General features: G+C 67.6%; 23 protein-coding genes, 1 tRNA gene and 1 pseudogene. 11 read left to right on the top strand and 14 right to left on the bottom strand.

Translation table 11 applies throughout. The features are described 5' to 3' along the window. Window positions 1-4: 4 nt before the first annotated feature. The 7 genes from lexA to F3H32_RS06075 all read right to left on the bottom strand — a co-directional run bounded on the left by lexA (window position 5) and on the right by F3H32_RS06075 (window position 5,545). The gene (gene lexA / locus F3H32_RS06105) at window positions 5-703 is read right to left on the bottom strand and encodes a transcriptional repressor LexA (protein WP_149765070.1); all 699 of its coding nucleotides are present in this window, start codon (window positions 701-703) and stop codon (window positions 5-7) included. A 111-nt stretch (window positions 704-814) separates the two neighbouring features. Beyond that, the gene (locus F3H32_RS06100; protein ID WP_149765069.1) at window positions 815-1,987 is read right to left on the bottom strand and encodes a molybdopterin molybdotransferase MoeA; all 1,173 of its coding nucleotides are present in this window, start codon (window positions 1,985-1,987) and stop codon (window positions 815-817) included. 10 nt (window positions 1,988-1,997) lie between these two features. Then, window positions 1,998-2,468 carry a cyclic pyranopterin monophosphate synthase MoaC gene (gene moaC, locus F3H32_RS06095; RefSeq protein WP_149765068.1) on the bottom strand — a complete coding sequence of 157 codons (471 nt, stop codon included), beginning with the start codon at window positions 2,466-2,468 and terminating at the stop codon, window positions 1,998-2,000. Then, a complete protein-coding gene (trpC, locus tag F3H32_RS06090) occupies window positions 2,465-3,256 on the bottom strand; it encodes an indole-3-glycerol phosphate synthase TrpC (RefSeq protein WP_149765067.1) in 792 nt (263 codons plus the stop codon). The genes moaC and trpC overlap by 4 nt, the downstream gene beginning before the upstream one ends. A 9-nt stretch (window positions 3,257-3,265) precedes the next feature. Beyond that, on the bottom strand, window positions 3,266-3,931 hold the full coding sequence (locus F3H32_RS06085) for a uracil-DNA glycosylase (RefSeq protein WP_149765066.1): 666 nt from the start codon (window positions 3,929-3,931) through the stop codon (window positions 3,266-3,268). Then, a complete protein-coding gene (trpD, locus tag F3H32_RS06080; RefSeq protein WP_149765065.1) occupies window positions 3,924-4,958 on the bottom strand; it encodes an anthranilate phosphoribosyltransferase in 1,035 nt (344 codons plus the stop codon). Before trpD ends, F3H32_RS06085 begins: the two co-directional genes overlap by 8 nt. Continuing rightward, on the bottom strand, window positions 4,955-5,545 hold the full coding sequence (locus F3H32_RS06075) for an anthranilate synthase component II (protein ID WP_149765064.1): 591 nt from the start codon (window positions 5,543-5,545) through the stop codon (window positions 4,955-4,957). Before F3H32_RS06075 ends, trpD begins: the two co-directional genes overlap by 4 nt. A gap of 144 nt (window positions 5,546-5,689) precedes the next feature. Between F3H32_RS06075 and F3H32_RS06070 the strand changes: the two genes are divergently transcribed. From F3H32_RS06070 to trpE, 3 genes are all read left to right on the top strand, one after another. Next, window positions 5,690-6,430: a hypothetical protein gene (locus F3H32_RS06070; protein WP_149765063.1), complete on the top strand. Its 741-nt coding sequence runs from the start codon at window positions 5,690-5,692 to the stop codon at window positions 6,428-6,430. Between the two features lie 153 nt (window positions 6,431-6,583). Further along, complete coding sequence (locus tag F3H32_RS06065) at window positions 6,584-8,530, top strand: peptidylprolyl isomerase (RefSeq protein ID WP_149765062.1); 1,947 nt, start codon at window positions 6,584-6,586, stop codon at window positions 8,528-8,530. Then, window positions 8,530-10,032 (top strand): anthranilate synthase component I, encoded by a 1,503-nt coding sequence (trpE, locus tag F3H32_RS06060; protein ID WP_149765061.1) that lies wholly within the window; start codon window positions 8,530-8,532, stop codon window positions 10,030-10,032. Before F3H32_RS06065 ends, trpE begins: the two co-directional genes overlap by 1 nt. Window positions 10,033-10,068: 36 nt before the next feature. Here trpE and F3H32_RS06055 read toward each other — a convergent pair whose 3' ends face one another. The 4 genes from F3H32_RS06055 to fabI all read right to left on the bottom strand — a co-directional run bounded on the left by F3H32_RS06055 (window position 10,069) and on the right by fabI (window position 12,508). After that, the gene (locus F3H32_RS06055) at window positions 10,069-10,452 is read right to left on the bottom strand and encodes a hypothetical protein (protein ID WP_149765060.1); all 384 of its coding nucleotides are present in this window, start codon (window positions 10,450-10,452) and stop codon (window positions 10,069-10,071) included. 110 nt (window positions 10,453-10,562) lie between these two features. Continuing rightward, window positions 10,563-11,060 (bottom strand): xanthine phosphoribosyltransferase, encoded by a 498-nt coding sequence (gene gpt, locus F3H32_RS06050; RefSeq protein ID WP_115754916.1) that lies wholly within the window; start codon window positions 11,058-11,060, stop codon window positions 10,563-10,565. Between the two features lie 8 nt (window positions 11,061-11,068). Beyond that, window positions 11,069-11,671 (bottom strand): LysE family translocator, encoded by a 603-nt coding sequence (locus tag F3H32_RS06045; RefSeq protein ID WP_115754915.1) that lies wholly within the window; start codon window positions 11,669-11,671, stop codon window positions 11,069-11,071. Window positions 11,672-11,680: 9 nt separating this feature from the next. Further along, complete coding sequence (gene fabI / locus F3H32_RS06040) at window positions 11,681-12,508, bottom strand: enoyl-ACP reductase FabI (protein ID WP_149765059.1); 828 nt, start codon at window positions 12,506-12,508, stop codon at window positions 11,681-11,683. Between the two features lie 83 nt (window positions 12,509-12,591). Between fabI and pdxH the strand changes: the two genes are divergently transcribed. The 5 genes from pdxH (at window position 12,592) to F3H32_RS06015 (ending at window position 14,974) form a co-directional block, all read left to right on the top strand. Beyond that, the gene (pdxH, locus tag F3H32_RS06035; RefSeq protein WP_149765058.1) at window positions 12,592-13,254 is read left to right on the top strand and encodes a pyridoxamine 5'-phosphate oxidase; all 663 of its coding nucleotides are present in this window, start codon (window positions 12,592-12,594) and stop codon (window positions 13,252-13,254) included. A 130-nt stretch (window positions 13,255-13,384) separates the two neighbouring features. Then, window positions 13,385-13,978 (top strand): cold-shock protein, encoded by a 594-nt coding sequence (locus F3H32_RS06030; RefSeq protein ID WP_115754912.1) that lies wholly within the window; start codon window positions 13,385-13,387, stop codon window positions 13,976-13,978. After that, window positions 13,975-14,469, top strand: coding sequence for a DUF192 domain-containing protein (locus tag F3H32_RS06025; protein WP_149765057.1), 495 nt, complete (start codon window positions 13,975-13,977; stop codon window positions 14,467-14,469). The genes F3H32_RS06030 and F3H32_RS06025 overlap by 4 nt, the downstream gene beginning before the upstream one ends. Window positions 14,470-14,535: 66 nt before the next feature. After that, a tRNA-Pro gene (locus F3H32_RS06020) sits at window positions 14,536-14,612 on the top strand. A 161-nt stretch (window positions 14,613-14,773) separates the two neighbouring features. Continuing rightward, window positions 14,774-14,974 carry a hypothetical protein gene (locus tag F3H32_RS06015; RefSeq protein ID WP_149765056.1) on the top strand — a complete coding sequence of 67 codons (201 nt, stop codon included), beginning with the start codon at window positions 14,774-14,776 and terminating at the stop codon, window positions 14,972-14,974. On the opposite strand, the gene F3H32_RS06010 is transcribed toward F3H32_RS06015, so the two are convergent. Continuing rightward, window positions 14,971-15,168, bottom strand: a complete 198-nt coding sequence (locus F3H32_RS06010; RefSeq protein WP_149765055.1) for a hypothetical protein — start codon at window positions 15,166-15,168, stop codon at window positions 14,971-14,973. The genes F3H32_RS06015 and F3H32_RS06010 overlap by 4 nt on opposite strands. Before the next feature lie 163 nt (window positions 15,169-15,331). Between F3H32_RS06010 and F3H32_RS06005 the strand changes: the two genes are divergently transcribed. The 3 genes and pseudogenes from F3H32_RS06005 to tnpC form a co-directional block, all read left to right on the top strand. Continuing rightward, complete coding sequence (locus tag F3H32_RS06005) at window positions 15,332-16,588, top strand: aspartate kinase (RefSeq protein ID WP_115754921.1); 1,257 nt, start codon at window positions 15,332-15,334, stop codon at window positions 16,586-16,588. A 31-nt stretch (window positions 16,589-16,619) separates the two neighbouring features. Beyond that, entirely contained in the window at window positions 16,620-18,863 is a 2,244-nt protein-coding gene (gene ptsP, locus F3H32_RS06000) for a phosphoenolpyruvate--protein phosphotransferase (RefSeq protein ID WP_149765054.1), read from the top strand. 557 nt (window positions 18,864-19,420) lie between these two features. Continuing rightward, window positions 19,421-19,999, top strand: a pseudogene (gene tnpC / locus F3H32_RS05995) (IS66 family transposase); the annotation flags it as partial. A gap of 65 nt (window positions 20,000-20,064) precedes the next feature. On the opposite strand, the gene F3H32_RS17665 reads toward tnpC, so the two are convergent. Both F3H32_RS17665 and F3H32_RS05985 read right to left on the bottom strand, forming a co-directional pair. Then, a complete protein-coding gene (locus F3H32_RS17665) occupies window positions 20,065-20,217 on the bottom strand; it encodes a hypothetical protein (RefSeq protein ID WP_188128600.1) in 153 nt (50 codons plus the stop codon). A 196-nt stretch (window positions 20,218-20,413) separates the two neighbouring features. Continuing rightward, window positions 20,414-20,726: plasmid pRiA4b ORF-3 family protein (locus F3H32_RS05985; RefSeq protein ID WP_149765053.1), on the bottom strand; the 313-nt coding region annotated here is incomplete at its 5' end.

Here is a 20,726-nt window from a genome sequence, read left to right as displayed (position 1 = left end):
TTGCCTAATAGCTGCGGATCAAGCCCACCAGCCGGCCCTGGACGCGCACCTTGTCTTCGGGCAGGACGCGGGTTTCATAGGCGGGGTTGGCGGCTTCCAGCGCGATCATGCCACCCTTGCGGCGATAGCGTTTCAGCGTCGCTTCGTGACCGTCGACCAGGGCGACGACGATGTCGCCGTTTTCAGCCGTGTCCTGTTCGCGGATGACCACGACGTCGCCGTCGTTGATGCCGGCGTCGATCATCGAATCGCCCCGCACCTCCAGCGCATAATGCCGGTCCTGGCCGGAAAGCATCGAGCCGGGCACGGCGATGTGATGCGACACTTCCGATATCGCCTCGATCGGGACGCCGGCGGCGATGCGGCCCATCACCGGCAATTCGATGGCCGATACAGAAATCTCCATCGCGCCGCGGGGCAGCGGGGCGGCGCGGTCGGGGACGGCGCCGTCGATCACGCGGGGCTGGAAGCCCGATCCCTTGCTGAGGCTGTCGGGCAGGCGGACGATTTCCAGCGCTCGGGCGCGATGCGGCAGGCGGCGGATGAACCCGCGTTCTTCAAGGGCGGTCACGAGGCGATGAATTCCCGATTTCGAGCGCAGGTCCAGCGCGATTTTCATTTCGTCGAACGAAGGCGGCACCCCGTCGCGGGCCATGCGGGCCTGAATGAATTCAAGAAGCTGGATCTGTTTCCTGGTCAGCATGCTCTGCCCCCGATCTGCTGCGGCCGCCGTTATGTTCGTCGAATGTTCTAGCGCGGCCAATCCCTTGCGTCAATCACTATGGCGATTCGGGTAAATTTCCGGTTAACGCGCTTAGAGCGGCAGGTAGCTCATGCGTTCGCCGGCCTTGCGGGCCGGATCATGGGCGGGACGGACAAGCAGCGCATCGGCCTCGGCCAGCACCCACAGCCGGGCGGAATCCTGGTCGTCGAAGGGCTCGATCAGCGGCAGCGCGTCGCCTGCGGCAAGCCGGGCGCGCAGATAGTGCTGGCGGTCGCCTTCGGGGGCCAGATCGCGGGCCAGGACGGCTTGCAGGATCGCCGGTCCCGGCGGCAGGCCCTGCATGGCGCGGATCAGCGGCTGCATGAACAGCTTGGCGCAAACGACGGCAGAGACCGGATTGCCCGGCAGGCCAAGCATCGCGGCCGTCCCGATGCGGCCGGCCATCAGCGGCTTGCCCGGCCGCATCGCCAGCTTGTAGAACGCCCGCTCCATGCCCAGGTCGGCCGCAACCTTTCCGATCAGGTCGTGATCGCCGACCGAGGCCCCGCCGATGGTCACGATCAGGTCGCAGCCCTGCGCCTGGGCAAAGCGGTCGCGCAGGCTTTCCTCGGTATCGCGGGCCAGCGGCAGGACGACGGGCTCGGCCCCGGCCTCGCGCGCCAGGGCCGCGATGGCGAGATCGTTCGAGCTGATGATCTGTCCGGGCGCCGGCATGCTTCCGGGGGGAACCAGCTCGTCGCCGCCGGCCAGCACCGCGACGCGGGGGCGGCGGGCGACCGTCAGCCGCGGCACGTTCATCGCCGCGGCAAGCGCCAGGTCGGCGGGGCGAAGCGGGCGCTGCGGCTGAAACGCCGATCCCTGCGTGAAATCATTGCCCTTGGCGCGGATGTTGTGGCTGTGGCCCGGCTCGGCCACGGTAATGCGGTGGCCGTCGCGCTGGACCAGTTCCTGCATCACCACGCGGTCATAGCCCGCCGGCACGGGGGCGCCGGTAAAGATGCGGATGGCGCTGCCGGGCGGCGTGTCGCCTTCATAGGGCTGGCCCGCGGCGGCGGTGCCGATCACCGGCAGGGGACCGGGCAGGTCGGCCGAGCGCAGCGCATAGCCATCCATGGCGGCAGCGTCGAAGGGCGGCTGGGTCAGCCGCGCCATTGCCGGCGCGATCAGGGCGCGGCCAAGCGCCTGTTCCAGCGCGATCTCTTCGGGCTCGGGCGGGCGGGCCAGGGCCAGGACGCGGGAACGGGCTTCTTCGACGCTGATCATTCTATCCCCTTCAGGGCGCGCGAAAGGCGCCCGATTTGCCGCCGGTCTTGGACAGCAGGCGGACACCTTCGATCCGCATGTCCTTTTGCGCGGCCTTGAGCATGTCGTAAACGGTCAGGCAGGCGGTCGTGACGGCGGTCAGCGCCTCCATCTCGACCCCGGTCTTGCCGGCGGTCTTGACCGTGGCGGTGATGCGGATGCCGGGCAGGGCGGGGTCGGCCGCCAGTTCGACCGAGACCTTGGTGATCGGCAGCGGATGGCAAAGCGGGATCAGGTCCGCGGTGCGCTTGGCACCCATGATGCCGGCCAGCCGCGCCACGCCCATCACGTCGCCCTTGGCCGCGCCGCCCTGGGCCAGCGCCAGCGTCTCGGGGGCCATGATCACCACGCCCTCGGCCACCGCCTCGCGCGCGGTTTCGGGCTTGTCCGAGACATCGACCATATGCGCCTGGCCCTGGGCGTCGAAATGCGTCAGGCTCATGCGGCAAGTCCCAGGATCTGGCGGGTGGCGCCGGTCACGTCCTGCTGGCGCATCAGGCTTTCCCCGATCAGGAAGCGCCGGATCCCGGCCTCGGCCATGCGGTTCAGGTCGGCAGGCGTGAAAAGCCCGCTTTCGCAGACCAGGTCGCGATCCGCGGGCACATGCGGCGCCAGGTCCAGCGTCGCGTCCAGGCTGACCTCGAAGGTCTTGAGATTGCGGTTGTTCACCCCGATCAGCGGCGATTTCAGGCGCAGGGCGCGGTCCAGTTCGGCGCGGTCGTGCACCTCGACCAGCGCATCCATGCCCCAGTGAAAGGCCGCGTCCTCTAGTTCGGCGGCCAGGGCGTCATCGACCGAGGCCATGATGATCAGGATGCAATCGGCGCCCCAGGCGCGCGCCTCGGCCACCTGATAGGGATCGTAAAGGAAATCCTTGCGCAGCACCGGCAGGTCGCAGGCATCGCGGGCGGCGGTCAGGAACTCGGGCGCGCCCTGGAAGCTGGGGCCGTCGGTCAGCACCGAAAGGCAGGCGGCACCCCCGGCCTGATAGGCGCGGGCCAGCGCGGGCGGGTCGAAATCCGGGCGGATCAGGCCCTTGGAGGGGCTGGCCTTCTTGATCTCGGCGATCAGCGCGTGGCCGGTCGCAGCCTTGGCCTCCAGCGCGGCGGCAAAGCCGCGCGGCGGGGTGGCGGCACGGGCCGCGGCCTCGATGCCGGCCAGCGGCCGGGCGGCCTTGGCCGCGGTGATTTCGTCAAGCTTGTAAGCCCGGATGCGGTCGAGAATATCCATGACGCAGCTTTACCCCGCGACGGTCGTTTCGGAAAGGGCCCAGTCGATCGGCGGCTCGCCCCGCGCCGTCAGCCACGCGTTCATCCGGCTGAAGGGACGCGAGCCGAAAAAGCCGCGCCGCGCCGACAAGGGCGAGGGATGGGCGCTTTCGATCAGTAGGTCCTGGGGGCGCGGCAGCCCGGCCATGGCCTTTTGCGCCTGTGCGCCCCAAAGGATAAAGGCCAGCGGCCGTTCGGCCTGCGCCAGGATGACGGCTTGGCGCGCCAATTTGTCCCAGCCCCATTTCGCATGGGCGCCGGCCTGGCCGGGCGGGACGGAAAGCGACGAGTTCAACAGCAGCACGCCTTGCCGCGCCCAATGGCCCAGGTCGCCATTGGCTGGCGCGGCGCCGATGTCGTCGCGCATCTCGGCATGGATGTTGCGCAGCGAACGCGGCAGCGCGGTTTCCGGCGTCACCGAAAAGGCCAGCCCATCGGCATGGCCCGGCGTGGGATAGGGGTCCTGTCCCAGGATGACCGCGCGCACCTGCTGCGGAGCGGTCAGTTCCAGCGCGGCGAAGACGCGGCCGGGGCCGGGCAGCCAGTCGCATCCGCTGAGCCGGGCGGCGATGGCGGGCCAATCCTCGCTGAAAAACGGCAGGCCGGCCCAGCGGTCCGGGATGCGCGGATCAGGCATCGGGCTCGGGTGCGCCGACGCGGGCGGCAAGCGCCGCAAGCTTGGCGCCTGCCTTGCCGCTGTCGATGGAATCGCGGGCGATCTCGGCCCCTTCGCGCAGCGAGGCGGCCCGGCCCGCGATCAGCAGCGCGGCGGCGGCGTTCAGCAGCACGGCGTCGCGATAGGCGCCCGGCGCGCCGTCCAGCAGCCCCCGCAGCGCCGCGGCGTTCTGCGCCGGGTCGCCGCCCAGGATGGCGTCGAACGGGTGGACGGGCAGGCCGGCATCCTCGGGCGAGATCTGGAATTCGGTGATTTCGCCGTCTTTCAGTTCGGCCACCCAGGTCGGCTCGGCGATGGAAATTTCGTCGGTGCCGTCGCCGCCATGCACCAGCCAGGCGGCCTCGCTGCCCAGTTCCCGCAGCGTCTCGGCCATCGGCCGGTTCCAGACCCGGTCGAAGGTGCCGGTCAGCTGCCGCTTGACCAGGCCGGGATTGGTCATCGGCCCCAGCAGGTTGAAGATCGTCCGCGTGCCCAGTTCCGCGCGCGCCGGGCCGACATGGCGCATGGCGGGGTGATGCACCGGCGCCATCATGAAGCAGATGCCGGTCGCGGCCAGCGCCGCCTGGGCCAGTTCCGGCGTGGCCATGACGTTCAGGCCAAGATGGGTCATCGCATCGGCCGAGCCGGATTTCGACGACAGGTTGCGGTTGCCGTGCTTGGCGACCGGCACGCCCGCGCCCGCCACGACAAAGGCCGTGGCGGTCGAGATGTTCAGCGTGCCCTTGCCGTCGCCGCCAGTGCCGACGATGTCCATGGCGCCCTGGGGCGCCTTGATGCGGTTCATCCGCGCGCGCATGGCGCGGGTGGCGGCGGCCATTTCCTCGACCGTTTCGCCGCGCACGCGCATGGCCATCAGCAGGCCGCCGATCTGGGCGGGGGTGGCCGCGCCCTCGAACAGCGCGCCGAATGCCGCCTCGGCCTCGGTCCCGGTCAGCGGGCGGCTGGCGGCCAGGCCGATCAGCGGGCGGATGTCGGTCGGCGCGCTCATGCGGCGCGGTCCAGGTTCGAGCAGCGGCGCAGGAAGTTGCGGATCATGTCGTGGCCGTATTCCGAGGCGATGCTTTCGGGATGGAACTGCACCCCCTCGACCGACAGGGTGCGGTGCATCAGCCCCATGATCGTGCCGTCCGCCGCGGTGGCGGTGACGCGCAGGCAGTCGGGCAGGCTTTCCGGTTCCACCGCCAGCGAATGATAGCGTGTCGCGGTCAGCGGCGAGGGCAGGCCCGTGAACACCCCGGTGCCGTCATGGCTGATCGCGTCGGCCTTGCCATGCACGATGCGGCCGGCGCGCACCACCTTGCCCCCGAACGCCTCGCCGATGGCCTGGTGGCCCAGGCAGACGCCCAGCAGCGGCACGCCCTTGTCCGCCGCCGCCCGGATCAGCGGCACGATGATCCCGGCATGGGCCGGATCGCAGGGGCCGGGCGAAATCACGATGCCCTGCGCGCCCATCCCCAGCGCCTCGTCGACGCTTAGCGCGTCGTTGCGGCGCACGACGACCTCGGCCCCGGCCTCGCCCATGTAATGCACCAGGTTCCAGGTGAAGCTGTCGTAATTGTCGATGAGCAGGATCATGGCGGGTGCCTTGCATTGGGGGGTGAACCCCGGAAAATCTGCGGCTATAGATGGGCTAAAGCCCCGCTGCGGGTCAAGACCGCGGGCAAGAAAAACCGTGGCGGGGGCGGCAATCGGCGAGACGGGCAAAGGCTGGGCGTGGGCATGGCGAAAGGGTTTGCGACAGGTCTGATTCACGGCGCGCTGGCTTGCGGCGCGGCGCTGGTCGGGCTGTCGCTGGCGCTGCCGCAACCGCCGCGCCCCCAGGCGCCGGACGCCGGCCATACGCCCGCGGCCGAGACGCTGGCCGTCCCCGCCGGTTCCGGCTTTTCGCGCGCCAGCGACATGCAGCCGCAGCCGCCCGCACCCCTGGCGGCCCGCACCCCGCCCCCATCCCCGGCGCCGCCGGCAACGACAACGGGCGAGGCTGCGCCCCTGCCGGCCGAGCGCGCCGCCCTGCGTCCCGATATCCCGGCCAGCGCGCCGGCCGCACCCGAGATGACGGGCCCCGAGGCCGATCCTCTGGACCTGCCCGACCCGGCTTCGGAAGCACCGATCCCGGTGCCGCCGCCCGGCAAGGTAGAGGTGCCGGGGCTGGATCCTGCGCCGGCACGGGCGGCCGCCGCGCCCGCCATGGCGCAGCCGTCGCCCGCCGGGCACGAAACTGCCCCATCCCCACCGGCGGCACAGGCACCCGCCGCGCCTTTGGCCGATGCGGCGGTGCCGGACGCGACGCTGGCGGCCGGGGCCGCGGCGGCCCCAGGCGGCGACGCGACCGCCACCGAACCGCCCTTGTCCCAGCCGCAGGATGCGGCGCAGGCCGGTGCCTCGGGCCAGGGCCGGCCGGGACAGGGACCCGACCTTTCCATGCCGCCCGATTTCGGCGCGCTTCGCCTGACCGACTAGGGTGGCCTTTGGCGCATCGCATCGCGGCCTGTCCCGATCCGATTGTGAACCGCCGGCGGCGGTTGCGGGGCTTTGCGGCACTTGCCGCCGGGCCTTTCGCGCCCTAAAGACTTGCGCTGACTGGCAAGAACAACGGTGGGGCACGGCGACAAGATGCGGGGCAAGGGCAAATCGACCATCGTCTGGTTGCTGATGGGCATGCTGGTTCTGGGACTGGGCGGCTTCGGCGTCACCAACTTCTCGGGCGGCAGCGCCGATATCGGGGCGGTCGGCGATGTCGAGATCTCGGCCCAGGATTATGCCCGCACCCTGCGCGCCGAGATGCAGGATTTTTCCGCCCGCGCCGGCCGCCAGATCAGCGCGGCCGAGGCCAAGGCGATCGGCATCGACCAGGCGGCGCTGGCGCGGCTTTACACCGCCGCCGCGCTGGAGGCCGAGGCGAACCGGCTGGGCGTCTCGGTCGGCGACCGCGCGGTGGCCGAGCAGATCACCGGCATCAGTGCCTTTCAGGGGCTGAGCGGCCAGTTCGACCGGGCGATCTATGCCGATACCTTGCGCCGCGAGGGGCTGCGCGAGGCCGAGTTCGAACACGACCTGCGCATGGACATGGCCCGGCTGATCCTGCAAGACGCCACGCTGGCCGGGGTCAGCGCGCCCGAGCCCGTGGTGGCGCAGACCCAGGGCTGGCTGCTGGAAACCCGCGACATCCATTGGCGCGAACTGACCGCCCAGGATCTGCCGACGCCGGTGGCCCAGCCTGACGAGCCGGCGTTGCAAGCCTGGCACCAGGCCAATGCCGACCGCTTCACCGCGCCCGAGATCCGCAAGATCACCTATGTCTGGCTGACCCCCGAAATGCTGGAGGACCAGGTAGAGGTCGACGAACAGGGGCTGCGCGACCTTTACCAGGACCGGATCGACGAATTCCAGCAGCCCGAGCGCCGCATGGTCGAACGCCTGGTGTTCCCGACCATGGCCGCCGCCGAGGAAGCCAAGGCCCGCATCGACAGCGGCGAGGTCACGTTCGAGCAGCTTGCCGCCGAGCGCGGGCTGAGCCTGGCCGATATCGACCTGGGCGAGGTCGCCAGGGACGACCTGGGCGCAGCCGGCGAGGCGGTCTTTGCGCTGGACGGTCCCGGCGTGGCAGGCCCCGCCGGCTCGGACCTGGGACCGGCGCTGTTTTCCATGAACGCGATCCTGGAGCCGCTGGACATCCCGTTTGAACAGGCGCGCGACGACCTGCGCGTCGAGGCCGCGATCGACCGCGCCCGCCGCCAGATCGAAGAGCGCGCGGGCGAATTTGCCGACCTGCTGGCCGGCGGCGCCACGCTGGAAGACATCGCGCAGGACACGCCGATGAAGCTGGACCGGATCGACTGGGACCAGGGGGCAGAGGCCGATCCGAACGGCATCGACGCCTATCCCGAGTTCCGCGAGCGCGCGGCAGAGCTGACCGAAAAGGACTTTCCCGAACTTTTCGAGGCCGAGGACGGCGCCGTCTTTGCCCTGCGGCTGGACGAGATCGTGCCGCCGACGCTGATCCCCTTTGACGAGGTGCGCGACCAGGTGGCCGAGGACTGGACCCGCAACGAGCTGCATCGCCAATTGCTGGCGCTGGCCGACGAGCAGCGCGTCCAGGCCGAGGCGGCCGCCGATCCGGGCATCGAATCGGCCCCCGCGGCGGCGACCGCCCCGGTCGCCCAGGCGCTTGGCGCGGAAGCGATGGGAGCCGATGCGCCCACGCTTGCGCAGGCGAAGCCGGCCCCCGATCTTGGCCGGCCGGCGACCGCGCTGGCCCGCGGCGGCTTCATCGCCGGCGTGCCGCAAGATGTGGTGACGCAAGCCTTCGAGATCGACGAGGAGGGCGCGACCGAGGTGGTCGATGCCGAAGACCGGGTCTTCCTGGTGACGCTGGACAAGATCCACCCGGCCCGGACCGATGGCGACGAGGCGCGGCAAATCGGCGAGGGTATCTCGGCCCGGCTGGCGGATTCGCTGCGCCAGGACGTCTTCGACTATTTCACCCGCGCGCTTCAGGTCCAGGCCGGGGTGACGCTGAACCAGACCGCCGTGGACGCGGCCGGCGCACAGGTCCAGTAATGGAGATCAGCCCGGATTTCGCCGCATTCGAGCGTGGCTGGGCCCAGGGCCGCAACCAGCTTCTGACCATCCGGCTGGCGGCCGACCTGGATACGCCGGTCAGCCTGATGCTGAAACTGGCCGAGGCCGCGCCCAATTCCTTCATGCTGGAAAGCGTCACCGGCGGCGAGGTTCGTGGCCGCTATTCCTTTGTCGGCATGAAGCCCGACCTGATCTGGGAATGCCGCGACGGCCAGGCGCGCATCAACCGCAATGCCCGCTATTCGGACGAGTTCGCGGCTGACGACCGCCCGGCGCTGGACAGCCTGCGCGCCCTGATCGCGGAAAGCCGGATGGAGATGCCCGAAGGGGTTCCCGCCGGCGCGGCGGGGCTTTTCGGCTATCTGGGCTACGACATGATCCGGCTGGTCGAGCGGCTGCCCGACGTGAACCCGGACCCCCTTGGCCTGCCGGATGCGATGATGATGCGCCCCTCGGTCGTTGCCGTTCTGGACGGGGTCAAGGGCGAGGTGGCGCTTTGCGCGCCCGCCTGGCACGACGCAGACACGCCGGCCCGCGCCGCCTATGCCCAGGCCGCCGAGCGGGTGATGGAGGCGCTGCGCGCCCTGGACCGCCAGCCGAGCGAGCCGCGCGCCCTGGGCCATGACCTGAAGATCGGCGAATTGCGCAGCAATTTCAGCAAGCCCGCCTATCTGGCGGCGGTGGAAAAGGCCAAGGATTATATCCGCGCCGGCGACATCTTCCAGGTGGTGCCCTCGCAACGCTGGGCGATGGATTTCCCGCTGCCGCCCTTTGCGCTTTACCGGGCGCTGCGGCGCACCAACCCGTCGCCCTTCATGTTCTTCCTGAATTTCGGCGGCTTCCAGATCGTCGGCGCCTCGCCCGAGATCCTGGTGCGGCTGCGCGAGGGGCAGGTCACGGTCCGCCCCATCGCCGGCACCCGCCCGCGCGGCGCCACCCCCGACGAGGATCGCGCGCTGGAGGCCGACCTGCTGGCCGATCAAAAGGAACTGGCCGAACACCTGATGCTTCTGGATCTGGGTCGCAATGATGTGGGCCGGGTTGCAAAGACGGGCACCGTCCAGCCGACCGAGCAATTCACCATCGAACGCTACAGCCATGTGATGCATATCGTCTCGAACGTGGTGGGCGAGCTAAACGAGGGCGAGGATGCGCTGTCGGCGCTGCTGGCGGGGATGCCGGCGGGCACCGTTTCAGGCGCGCCCAAGGTCCGGGCGATGGAGATCATCGACGAGCTGGAGCCGGAAAAGCGCGGCGTTTATGCCGGCGGCGTCGGTTACTTTGCCGCCAATGGCGAGATGGACATGTGCATCGCGCTGCGCACCGGCGTCGTCAAGGACGGGCAGCTTTACATCCAGGCCGGCGGCGGCGTGGTCTATGACAGCGACCCCGAGGCCGAGTTTACCGAGACGGTGAACAAAAGCCGCGCCCTGCGCCGCGCGGCCGAGGAAGCGGCGCGATTCGTGCGCGGGAACGGATAGCACCGGCGCGCGGGCCGCGCCGGGGTTGAAACCCGTTCAGTCCCGCCAATAGGGGATGAAGGTGCGGCAAAAGCTTCCCACCGCCATCCCCACCGACAGCGACCCGTCCCGCTGCCCCGCGCCGAATGCCGACACCCCCGCCCCCTCGGCCTTGTTCGCAGGATCAAGGGTGAAGACGATGCCTTGCCCGGCCTGGCGCGGTTTGGGCGTCGCGCGCCAGATCCGGGTCTGGCCCGGCAGGTCCAGCGCCCGCTGGGCGAAATCGCCGGCGGCGCACCAATAGTCGGTGTCGTCCCGGCGCATGCGGTGGGCCACAGCGATCTCGGTCGGGCCGACCTGCGTGGCGATCATGCCGTTCCGTGCGGTAAAGGCCTCTGCCGGCAACGGCAGGATCAATGCGGCAATCAGCATCAGTCGCATCGCAAGTTCCCTCGGAAAAGGCGGCGCGCCTTTGCCCCTGCCTGGCGATGATGCGCCACGCGGCCGGCCTGGGCAATCCGAAAACGGGCCTGGCGCAACCGCCGCGCCGATCAATCCTCGCCGCGATAGGGCTGGACGTATTGCAGCGCCATGTCCCAGGGAAAGAAGATCCAGGTGTCCTGGCTGACCTCGGTCACATAGGTTTCGACCATGGGGCGGCCCTTGGGCTTGGCATAGACGGTGGCGAAATGCGCCTTGGGAAACATGCTGCGCACATGTTCCAGCGTGCGGCCCGAATCGACCAGGTCGTCCACCACCAGGATGCCGTCGCCATCCTGCATCACCGCCGGGTCGGGGGCCTTCAGCACCGCGACCTCGCCGCGTTCCTGGCCGCCCTTGCCGCGATAGGACTTGACCGAGATCGTGTCGATGACCCGCACGTCCAGTTCGCGCGCCACGATCATCGCCGGCACCAGCCCGCCGCGGGTGATGGCCAGGATGGCGCGCCATTCGCGATGTTCCAGCCGCCAGGCCAGGGCGCGGGCATCGCGGTGCAACTGGTCCCAACTGATGTGGAATCCGCGTTCATGGGGCAGGGGGTCGTTCATGCTGGCTCCTAGTGGTTGGCGATCAACAGGACGCCCAGCAGGCCCATGGCGATGCTGGCGGCGCGGTCGATCCAGGTCTTGGCGGCAAAATAGCGCGCGCGCAGGATGGCTGTCGACATCAGAACCGCGACCAGCGCATACCAGAACAGTTCGGTCGCCAGGCAAAGCCCATAGATCAGCGCCTGCCGCCCGACCCCCATCGGTTCGGGAAAGACCGACAGGATCAGGGCCGCATAGAATAGCGCCGGCTTGGGATTGGACAGGTTCAGCGCGATCCCGCCCCAGAACCCTTTCGTGGCGCCGCCGGCCGCCGGCGGCAAGGGCCGGGCCGAGGCGCGCCATAGCGTCCAGGCGAACCACAGCAGGTAGAAGCCGCCAAAGATCTTGAGCGCGACGAACAGCGCCGGATGCAGCCGGAACAGCACCGCCAGCCCGGCCAGCGCGAACAGGCACCACAGCGACGCGCCCGTGGCCAGCCCCAAGGCATAGGGCAGGGCGCGGCGGCGGCCATGCAGAAAGGCGGTCTGGACCGTGGCGATGATCGCCGGTCCCGGCGTCAGGATCGCCAGCGACAGCGCCGAGACAAGCGCGATGACCTGTTCGGCGCTCATCGACGCGGATCAGTCCTTTTTCGTCGTGGCGATGTCGGGGGCGTCCACGGCCTTCATGCCGACGATGTGATAGCCGGCGTCGACATGGTGGGTTTCGCCGCTTACGCCCGAGCCCAGGTCGGACAGCAGATAGACCGCCGACTTGCCCACATCGTCGATGGTGACGTTGCGGCGCAGGGGCGAGTTCAGCTCGTTCCATTTCAGGATATAGCGGAAATCGCCGATGCCGCTGGCCGCCAGCGTCTTGATCGGCCCGGCCGAGATGGCGTTGACGCGGATGCCGTCCTTGCCGAAATCCTCGGCCAGATAGCGCACCGATGCCTCCAACGCGGCCTTGGCGACGCCCATGACGTTGTAATGCGGCATCACCCGTTCCGCCCCGTAATAGGTCAGGGTCAGCATGGCGCCGCCGTTCGTCATCATCGCGCTAGCGCGGCGCGCCACGGCGGTAAAGGAATAGACCGAGATGTCCATGGTCATCAGGAAATTGTCGCGGGTGGTGTCGGCATAGCGGCCGCGCAATTGTTCCTTGTCGGAAAAGCCGATGGCATGGACGATGAAGTCCAGGCTGTCCCAGCGTTCCGCGATGGTCGAGAACAGCCCGTCGATCGACGCCTCGTCGGCCACGTCGCATTCGGCCAGCAGGTCCGAACCGATCTGCGCGGCCAGCGGCTCGACCCGGCGCTTCAGCGCCTCGCCCTGATAAGAGAACGCCAGCTCCGCGCCCTGCTCGGCAAGCGCCCTGGCGATGCCCCAGGCGATGGACTTGTCGTTCGCCAGACCCATGATAAGGCCGCGGCGACCCTTCATCAGCCCATTCCCGCCGTCACTTGACATGATGCTGCCCCTCGCGCTTCTTCGGTTTTCAGCAGGATTAGGACAAGTGCATGGAGGCATCAAGTGTCGGCAAGCAGGCAGCCATGAGCGACCGCAGCGGAATCTTTGCCGGCGACGACCCTTTCGCCATCGCCCGGCGCTGGCTGGCCGAGGCCGAAAAGGTCGAGCCGAACGACGCCAACGCCATCGCGCTGGCCACGGTGGACAGCGCCGGCATGCCCGACGCGCGCATGGTGCTGCTTAAGGAAATCGAGGGGGCGGGGGCGAATGGCGCCTTCGTGTTCTATACCAATTACGAAAGCGCCAAGGCCGGTCAGATCGAGGCGACCGGCACCGCCGCCTTCGTCATGCACTGGAAATCGCTGCGCCGGCAGGTTCGCGTCCGCGGCCATGTCAGCCGGGTCGAGCCGGAACTGGCGGACGCCTATTACGCCTCGCGCGCGTTGCAGTCGCGGATCGGCGCCTGGGCCTCGCGGCAAAGCCGGCCGCTGGCTAGCCGCGGCGCCCTGATGGCCGAGGTGGCGCGCCAGGGAATCAACCTGGGATTGAATCCCGCCCGGCCAGCGCATTGGGGCGGCTATCGAATCCGCCCGGTCCAGATCGAGTTCTGGGCTGATGGGGCGTTTCGGCTGCATGACCGCTTTCGCTGGACAAGGCTTGACTCTGAAAGCGAAAACAACGCCCTGTCGGAAGGGCGGCGAAACTCCGCTCAAAGTTTATGGCAGGTCTGCCGTCTTAGCCCTTGATGCGGGTCCGGGATTTATCCATGGTATGGAAAACCTGACCAATCCGGCTCTGTCTTCGTTCAATGCAGTCGAAGGGATGCGGGACCGGGGCTTCGGGTTGTTTCTGGTTTCCAAAGGGTGATGGGAAGACATGGAAGAAGACGACGGGCAACAACGCAAGATTGCGGGCGTCGTGAAGTGGTTCGATGGCGGCAAGGGCTTTGGTTTCCTGACCGATCCCGATGGCGGCGCCGATATCCTGCTGCATGCCAATGTGCTGAGGAATTTCGGGCAGAGCTCGGTCGCCGAGGGCGCTCATGTCGTTGCCATCGTCCAGACGACGCCGCGCGGCATGCAGGCGGTCGAGGTGCTGGAGATCACGCCGCCGGCCAGCGAGCCGATGCCGGCCATTGCCGACCTGTGCCAGGCCACGCCGGAAGAAATCGCGCAACTGCCGCTTTTGCCGGCGCGGGTGAAATGGTTCGACAAGGCCAAGGGCTTTGGCTTTGCCAATATCTTCGCCGAAAAGGCCGATGTGTTCCTGCATGTCGAGGTCTTGCGCCATTCCGGCTTTGCCGACCTGGCCGTGGGCGAGGCGGTGGCGCTGCGCGTGGTCGATGGCCGGCGGGGGATGATGGCCGCACAAATCCTTTCATGGGAAAGAGCCGCGGTCGAGGCGCGGCAGACCCAGCCGGGGGGAGCAGCCGCGCTCGCTAAATTGCGGCTGGTCGCGGGCGCGGTATGAAGTTGCGGGCCGTTACGGTTTTTACAACTTTTCTTCTAACACTCCAAACACCGGCCCTCGCGGCCGGTTGCCATCCCGACCGGGCGCTGTTCCATGGCAGGGGCGCGCCGGTCGAGATTGCGGTCGAGATCGCCGATACCGAGGCGGAACGCGCGCAGGGCCTGATGTTCCGCCGCGATCTTCCGTCGGGACAGGGGATGCTGTTCATCTACGAATCACCGCAGCCGGTGGAATTCTGGATGCGCAACACGCTGATCCCGCTCGACATGATCTTTATCGACGCCCGCGGCGAGGTGCGCCACGTCCACCCGATGGCGCAGCCGCTGGACGAGACGGGGATCCCCGGCGCAGCCCCCGGCGATGCCGCGCCCGAGCGGCTGATGGTGCTGGAGGTGCGGGGCGGCGATGCGGCGCGGCTGGGCATATTCCCCGGCATGGCGCTGTCGCATCCGGCCCTGCCGCAGGACCAGGCGCTGGCGCCTTGCGATTGACGCGGCCCGGCCGTCAGTTTTCGCTTTCCCCCCGCGCATCCAGCCGCTAGACAGCGCCACGAGGTCCGGGGCGTAGCGCAGCCTGGTAGCGCGACGGTTTTGGGTACCGTAGGCCGGAGGTTCGAATCCTCTCGCCCCGACCACGTCCAGCCGCATTCCCCCACGCAACCGGCCCGGCATGCCGAAAAGGCCAGCGTGACTTCACCGCATCACTGCCGCTTCATGGCCGGATGGCCGCCCGGTTGTTTTCCGGGCGTCACATTCGTCTGTTCGAAGCTGTTTTGACGAGTCGGCGAGGTTTCGCATGAACGCCTGGTGGAGCGCATCCGTCTGCATCAACCGCACCCTTGGGGGCCAGCAATCCGAGCCGCTTTGCTCGCGCGTGTATCGCCAGCCGCCATCGCTGTGGCGCAGCGCCTTCATGGTGCTGATGGATCGGCTGTTCTTCGAAAAGGCCCATTGCCAGAACATCCATCTGCGCTGGCGCGACCGGCGGGGTGCCTAGGACCTGGGGGCCAGCCGCCGCTCCAACTCTTCCAGCGCGGCCAGGGTGGCGTCATAGCTGGCGCCGGTGCGGGGAAAGCGCGCCTTGCGGCTGCGGTAAAAGGCCAGCCATCGCGGCAATTCCTCTAGCGGATAGGCCGCCGCCCAGATCCTGCCGGTCAGGGTAAAGCTGGTCTCGTCATGCGTCACTTTCATGGCCGCCTTTTGCCGCCTGGCGCCGGCGCCATCAAGATCCCAGTTGCCGCGCCGGGGCCAGGGACAAAATAATGCGCCCCAAACCGCCGGAAACATCCGCCGCCCCTTGTTCTTTTCCCGGCTCGCCCATAGAACCCGCCCCGGAAAACTGCTGGGGGGCAAGATGCCGCTTCTGGTGATGAAATTCGGCGGCACCTCGGTGGCCGACCTGGACCGCATCAAGAATGCCGCGCTGAAAGTCCAGCGCGAGGTCGAACGCGGCTATGACGTCATCGTCATCGTCAGCGCCATGTCGGGCAGGACGAACGAGCTGGTGGGCTGGGTCGAGGCGACCTCGCCCATGTTCGACGCGCGCGAATACGACGCCGTCGTCGCCTCGGGCGAGAATGTGACCGCGGGGCTGATGGCGCTGACCTTGCAGGAAATGGGCGTGCCTGCGCGTAGCTGGCAGGGCTGGCAGGTGCCGATCAACACCACCTCGCAGCATTCGGCGGCGCGCTTCCTGGAGATTCCGCGCCACAATATCGACCAGAAATTTGCCGAGGGCATGAAGGTCGCCGTGGTGGCGGGCTTCCAGGGCATCTCGCCCGAGGGGCGCATCACCACGCTGGGCCGTGGCGGCTCGGACACGACGGCGGTGGCCTTTGCGGCGGCCTTCGGGGCCGAACGCTGCGACATCTATACCGATGTGGACGGGATCTATACCACCGATCCGCGCATCACCTCCAAGGCGCGCAAGCTCAAGAAGATCGCCTTCGAAGAGATGCTGGAACTGTCAAGCCTGGGGGCCAAGGTGCTCCAGACCCGCTCGGTCGAGCTGGCGATGCGCTACAAGGTCCGCCTGCGGGTGCTGTCATCGTTCGAGGACACCGACGAAAGCAGCGGCACCCTGGTCTGCGATGAGGATGAAATCATGGAATCGAAAGTCGTCAACGGCGTCGCCTATTCCCGCGAAGAGGCCAAGATCACCCTTGTCACCGTCGAGGACCGGCCGGGCATTTCCGCCGCGATCTTCGCGCCCCTGGCCGAGGCCGGCGTGAACGTGGACATGATCGTCCAGAACATCTCGGAAAAGGATTACGAGGATCATCCCGGCTCGGTGACCGACATGACCTTTTCCTGCCCGGTCAGCCAGGTCGCCCGCGCCCGCAAGGCGATGGAGGATGCCAGGGCCGCCGGCCATATCGCCTATGACGAACTGGTGGTCGATACCGAGGCCGCCAAGGTCTCGGTCGTGGGCATCGGCATGCGCAGCCATGCCGGGGTCGCCGCCCGCATGTTCAAGGCGCTGGCCGATGAAAACATCAACATCAAGGTCATCTCGACCAGCGAGATCAAGATTTCGGTGCTGATCGACCGCAAATATATGGAACTGGCGGTTCAGGCGCTGCATGATGCCTTCGAACTGGAAAAGCCCTGAATCCGGGCCGATAGCCTGACGCAGGAGGAGCATGCCCGAGCGCAAGGACAGCGATTCGCGCAAGCTGCTGCGGCGGCTGCGCGAAACCTTGGCTGCCCCTGGGGGCGGCCAGGACCGGCTGGATCAGATCACCACCCATATCGCCGATTCGATGGGGACCGAGGTTTGCTCGATCTATCTGTTCCGCGATCCCCGCACGCTTGAGCTTTGCGCGACCGAGGGGCTGAAGCCGGAATCGGTCCACAAGACCCGGCTGCGCCTGGGCGAGGGGCTGGTGGGCCGCGTGGCCCGCAGCGGCCGGCATGTGAACACCGCCAATGCCCCCGCCGAGCCGGGGTTCCGCTATATGCCCGAGACCGGCGAAGAGGTCTATTCCAGCTTCCTGGGCGTGCCGATCCAGCGGGTCGGCGAAAGGCTGGGGGTGCTGGTGGTGCAATCCGGCGATGCCCGCCAGTTCAGCGAGGACGAGGTCTATGGCCTTGAGGTCGTCGCCATGGTGCTGGCCGAGATGGCGGAACTGGGGGCTTTCCTGGGGTCGCAGGCCGATGGTTTGCCATTGCAGCACCGCTTTCCGGCGATGTTTCGCGGCTCGATCGCGCAGGAAGGCGTGGCCGAGGGCCATGTCTGGCTGCACGAGCCGCGCGTGGTGGTGACGAACCCGGTGGCGGACGATCCGCTGAAGGAAAAGGCACGGCTGAACGAAGCCGTGGCCATGCTGCGCACCAGGGTCGATTCCATGCTGGCCGCCAATGACATGGGACCCGGCGATTCGGCCGAGGTCATGGAAACCTATCGGATGTTCGCCCATTCCCGCAGCTGGCTGCACCGGATGGAAGAAGCGATCGACCTGGGCCTGTCGGCAGAGGCCGCGGTGGAAAAGGAACAAAGCCAGGCCCGCGCCCGGCTGGAAAGCGCCGCCGATCCCTATCTTCGCGACCGGCTGCACGATCTGGACGACCTGTCCAACCGCCTTTTGCGCATCCTGACCGGGCAGGGCCGCGACACCGGGGCCGAGATGCCCGAGGATCCGATCCTGGTCGCCCGCAATATCGGCCCGGCCGAGTTGCTGGATTACGGCCGCCGCCTGCGCGGCGTGGTTCTGGAAGAGGGCTCGGTCGGCAGCCATGCCGCCATCGTGGCGCGCGCGCTGGCGATCCCGCTGGTGATCCATGCCGAGCGCATCACCAGCGAGGCGCTGAACGGCGACCTGATCCTGGTGGACGGCGACATGGGCAGCGTGCATCTGCGCCCCGAGGAGACCGTCGCCAAGGCGTTCCGCGACAAGATGGCCATGCAGGCCGAGGCGCAAAAGCGTTACGCCGGGCTGCGCGACCTGCCCGCCACCGCGAAATGCGGGGCGACGATCCAGCTTTATATGAATGCCGGGCTGATGGCCGACCTGCCCAGCCTGGAAAGCTCGGGCGCCGAGGGGGTGGGGCTGTTTCGCACCGAATTGCAGTTCCTGACCCGCACCCGCGTTCCGCGCCGGGGCGAGCTGGCGGCGCTTTACGCCCATGTGCTGGACAATGCCCATGGCAAGCCGGTGCTGTTTCGCACCCTCGACATCGGGTCGGACAAGGTGCTGCCCTATATGAAGCCCCAGGACGAGCCGAACCCGGCCATGGGCTGGCGGGCGATCCGGGTGGGCCTGGACAAGCGCGGCGTGCTGCGCATGCAGCTTCAGGCGCTGATCCGCGCCGCCGTGGGGCGGCCGCTGCACGTCATGTTCCCCTTCATCACCGAGATGAGCGAGTTCGAAGAGGCGCACAAGCTGTTGATGGAGCAGGTGGCGCGCGAACAGCGGCTGGGCCATGCCATGCCCACGGACGTGCGTGTGGGCGCGATGCTGGAAACGCCCTCGCTGGCCTTTGCGCCGAAGAAGTTCTTCGAGATGTGCGATTTCGTTTCGGTGGGCGGCAACGACCTGAAGCAGTTCTTCTTTGCCGCCGACCGCGAGAATGAACGGGTGCGCCGGCGCTATGACACGCTGAACACCTCGTTCATCGCGCTTCTGGACCAGATCGTGCGGCGCTGCGACGAGGCGCGGGTGCCGGTGTCGTTCTGCGGCGAGGATGCGGGCCGCCCTATCGAGGCGGTGACGCTGGCGGCGCTGGGTTTCCGGCGGCTGTCGATGCGCCCGGCGTCGATCGGGCCGGTCAAGCATCTGATCCGGCGGGTGGACCTGGGCGAGCTGAAGCGGCTGATCGACGACGCCCGCGCCTTGGGCGAAACGAACCTGCGCCGCGCCATCACCGACTGGCTGGCGCGCCAGTAACGCCCCGCCGGCTGGCGACCGGCGCCCGGCCGCTGCCTGCCCCGGTCCCGCATCACCAGCGAATCACGGAAAGCCGAAGCCGCGACGGGGCAGGGGCGCTTCGCAGGCCAGCATAGGCCGTCCGCCGCAGCAAGGAATCCGCGTGCCGGAGCCAAGGGTTACAACATGACCGAGGCCAGGCCCGGTCGTGCCGTTCCCTTGTCCGGCGCAAACCCGGTCCCCGTGCTGTCGCAGCACGAAGGGCCTTTAACGACCTGGCAATCCGAATGGGATAAATGGCGGACCCGGAGCGATTCGAACGCCCGACCCCCAGATTCGTAGTCTGACTGAATCCTTTGTTTCTAAAGCACTTTTTCTGCAACTGCCGCAGAAAGTGTCTCTTTCGGATCAATCGTTTACGATTCCCGTGCAAACCGGAGTGGGTGATTCGTATTCGTCGTTTTTCGACGGGGCGTGGCGATGAGCTACCACGTTGAAAGCCTCTGCGACTGCCGCAAGTTCGGCAGCGCAGCGCGGAAGCAGATCGCCATGTATTTGGCCAACAAGGCAAGCGATGACGGTTCATCGTGACCATCCGCCCCAAATATGCGTGTCGTCGATGCGCCGGCGGTGTTACCCAAGCACCGGCGCCCGCGCACCTGATCGAGGGCGGACTGCCGACCGAGGGTGCCCTTGCGCATGTGCTGGTCAGTAAATACGCCGACCATCTTCCCTTATACCGCCAGAGCCAGATCCTGGCCCGCGCCGGGATCGAACTGCATCGCAGCACGCTGGCCGATTGGGTCGGCACCGCCGCCTTCCATCTCGGTCCCGTGGTCGATCGGCTGTCCGAACACCTGAAGCGTTCGGACAAGCTGTTCATGGACGAGACCACCGCACCCGTGCTCGATCCTGGCAGGGGGCGAACGAAGACAGGCTACCTTTGGGCCCTGGCGCGCGATGACCGGTCATGGGGCGGGGCAGATCCACCCGGCGTGGTCTTCACCTACGCCCCCGACCGCGCGGGCGAGAATGCCGAGCGTATCCTGCAGGGCTTTGACGGCATTCTGCAGTTGGATGGCTATCCCGGCTACAACCGCCTGACACGGCCCTCCCGGACAGGCGGTGTGCCGATCACCGTCGCCCATTGCTGGGCCCAGCCCCCTTTGCCGCCGGCGCGAGAGTCGGCCCTTTGCAGGTCCACACGGAAATTCCGACAGGTTTACAACTGAGATCCATCACCCGTGCCGAGGTCGTCGACTTCATCCTCGACAGTCTGGAATGCGAAAGCTTCATACGCCAGAAACCATTCATCGGTCATTCCTGATATCGTCAAGGTGACGTTCCGAAAGGTTGTATCCATCTGGCGGATCATCCAATCCGGTTTTGCTTACCCGTAGTCAAACTCGAGAGTATTTTCCGCCGAAGCGGAAGTCTATTCGACCGGAACCGGAGCTTGCGTAGCGGCAGGGTCGGTAATTGTGGCATCATCGGCATCGCCTGATTCCTTGCAGGCGCCGAGTGCCGTGGAGAGTAAGCATCCGCCGAAGGCCGCAGCCGTGCTATATTGATCAGAGGCGTTTGGGTGCGGCCCTTGGTTTGCGCGGCTTTGGTGCCCACTTTTTGGCGAGGCGCTCGAAGTTATCGAGGATACGGCCGATCTCTGCCTCTTCAGGGTCGAACTTTGCCCCATACCATTCCAACATCCGGTCGTGCTCATCGTGCTTGGGTTCGGCCATGGCTTCGAGGAAGTCGGCGTAGCCGGGAAAGCCACCCACATCTTCAGGGGGACAAGCACCGATGGCCCTGACGAGGCGCGGGTAGTCGGCACCCGGGATGGCGTCATCGATCTTCTCGACCTTAATCACATGGTGCCAGTTGTCT

This window comes from Paracoccus thiocyanatus, from assembly GCF_900156255.1.
Classification (GTDB): domain Bacteria; phylum Pseudomonadota; class Alphaproteobacteria; order Rhodobacterales; family Rhodobacteraceae; genus Paracoccus; species Paracoccus thiocyanatus.
This window is presented reverse-complemented; position numbering and strand designations above follow the sequence as displayed.

Excerpts from the sequence above, each read along its gene's own strand:
- F3H32_RS06065 (WP_149765062.1), top strand. The coding sequence starts at position 6,584 with ATGCGGGGCAAGGGCAAATCGACCATCGTCTGGTTGCTGATGGGCATG.
- fabI (WP_149765059.1), bottom strand. The coding sequence starts at position 12,508 with ATGTCAAGTGACGGCGGGAATGGGCTGATGAAGGGTCGCCGCGGCCTT.
- gpt (WP_115754916.1), bottom strand. The coding sequence starts at position 11,060 with ATGAACGACCCCCTGCCCCATGAACGCGGATTCCACATCAGTTGGGAC.
- F3H32_RS06010 (WP_149765055.1), bottom strand. The coding sequence starts at position 15,168 with ATGAAAGTGACGCATGACGAGACCAGCTTTACCCTGACCGGCAGGATC.
- F3H32_RS06005 (WP_115754921.1), top strand. The coding sequence starts at position 15,332 with ATGCCGCTTCTGGTGATGAAATTCGGCGGCACCTCGGTGGCCGACCTG.
- lexA (WP_149765070.1), bottom strand. The coding sequence starts at position 703 with ATGCTGACCAGGAAACAGATCCAGCTTCTTGAATTCATTCAGGCCCGC.
- F3H32_RS06015 (WP_149765056.1), top strand. The coding sequence starts at position 14,774 with ATGAACGCCTGGTGGAGCGCATCCGTCTGCATCAACCGCACCCTTGGG.
- F3H32_RS06085 (WP_149765066.1), bottom strand. The coding sequence starts at position 3,931 with ATGCCTGATCCGCGCATCCCGGACCGCTGGGCCGGCCTGCCGTTTTTC.
- ptsP (WP_149765054.1), top strand. The coding sequence starts at position 16,620 with ATGCCCGAGCGCAAGGACAGCGATTCGCGCAAGCTGCTGCGGCGGCTG.
- F3H32_RS06100 (WP_149765069.1), bottom strand. The coding sequence starts at position 1,987 with ATGATCAGCGTCGAAGAAGCCCGTTCCCGCGTCCTGGCCCTGGCCCGC.
- F3H32_RS06075 (WP_149765064.1), bottom strand. The coding sequence starts at position 5,545 with ATGATCCTGCTCATCGACAATTACGACAGCTTCACCTGGAACCTGGTG.
- trpD (WP_149765065.1), bottom strand. The coding sequence starts at position 4,958 with ATGAGCGCGCCGACCGACATCCGCCCGCTGATCGGCCTGGCCGCCAGC.
- F3H32_RS06030 (WP_115754912.1), top strand. The coding sequence starts at position 13,385 with ATGGAAGAAGACGACGGGCAACAACGCAAGATTGCGGGCGTCGTGAAG.
- F3H32_RS06025 (WP_149765057.1), top strand. The coding sequence starts at position 13,975 with ATGAAGTTGCGGGCCGTTACGGTTTTTACAACTTTTCTTCTAACACTC.
- F3H32_RS17665 (WP_188128600.1), bottom strand. The coding sequence starts at position 20,217 with ATGATCCGCCAGATGGATACAACCTTTCGGAACGTCACCTTGACGATA.
- F3H32_RS06070 (WP_149765063.1), top strand. The coding sequence starts at position 5,690 with ATGGCGAAAGGGTTTGCGACAGGTCTGATTCACGGCGCGCTGGCTTGC.
- trpC (WP_149765067.1), bottom strand. The coding sequence starts at position 3,256 with ATGGATATTCTCGACCGCATCCGGGCTTACAAGCTTGACGAAATCACC.
- moaC (WP_149765068.1), bottom strand. The coding sequence starts at position 2,468 with ATGAGCCTGACGCATTTCGACGCCCAGGGCCAGGCGCATATGGTCGAT.
- F3H32_RS06045 (WP_115754915.1), bottom strand. The coding sequence starts at position 11,671 with ATGAGCGCCGAACAGGTCATCGCGCTTGTCTCGGCGCTGTCGCTGGCG.
- F3H32_RS06055 (WP_149765060.1), bottom strand. The coding sequence starts at position 10,452 with ATGCGACTGATGCTGATTGCCGCATTGATCCTGCCGTTGCCGGCAGAG.
- pdxH (WP_149765058.1), top strand. The coding sequence starts at position 12,592 with ATGAGCGACCGCAGCGGAATCTTTGCCGGCGACGACCCTTTCGCCATC.
- trpE (WP_149765061.1), top strand. The coding sequence starts at position 8,530 with ATGGAGATCAGCCCGGATTTCGCCGCATTCGAGCGTGGCTGGGCCCAG.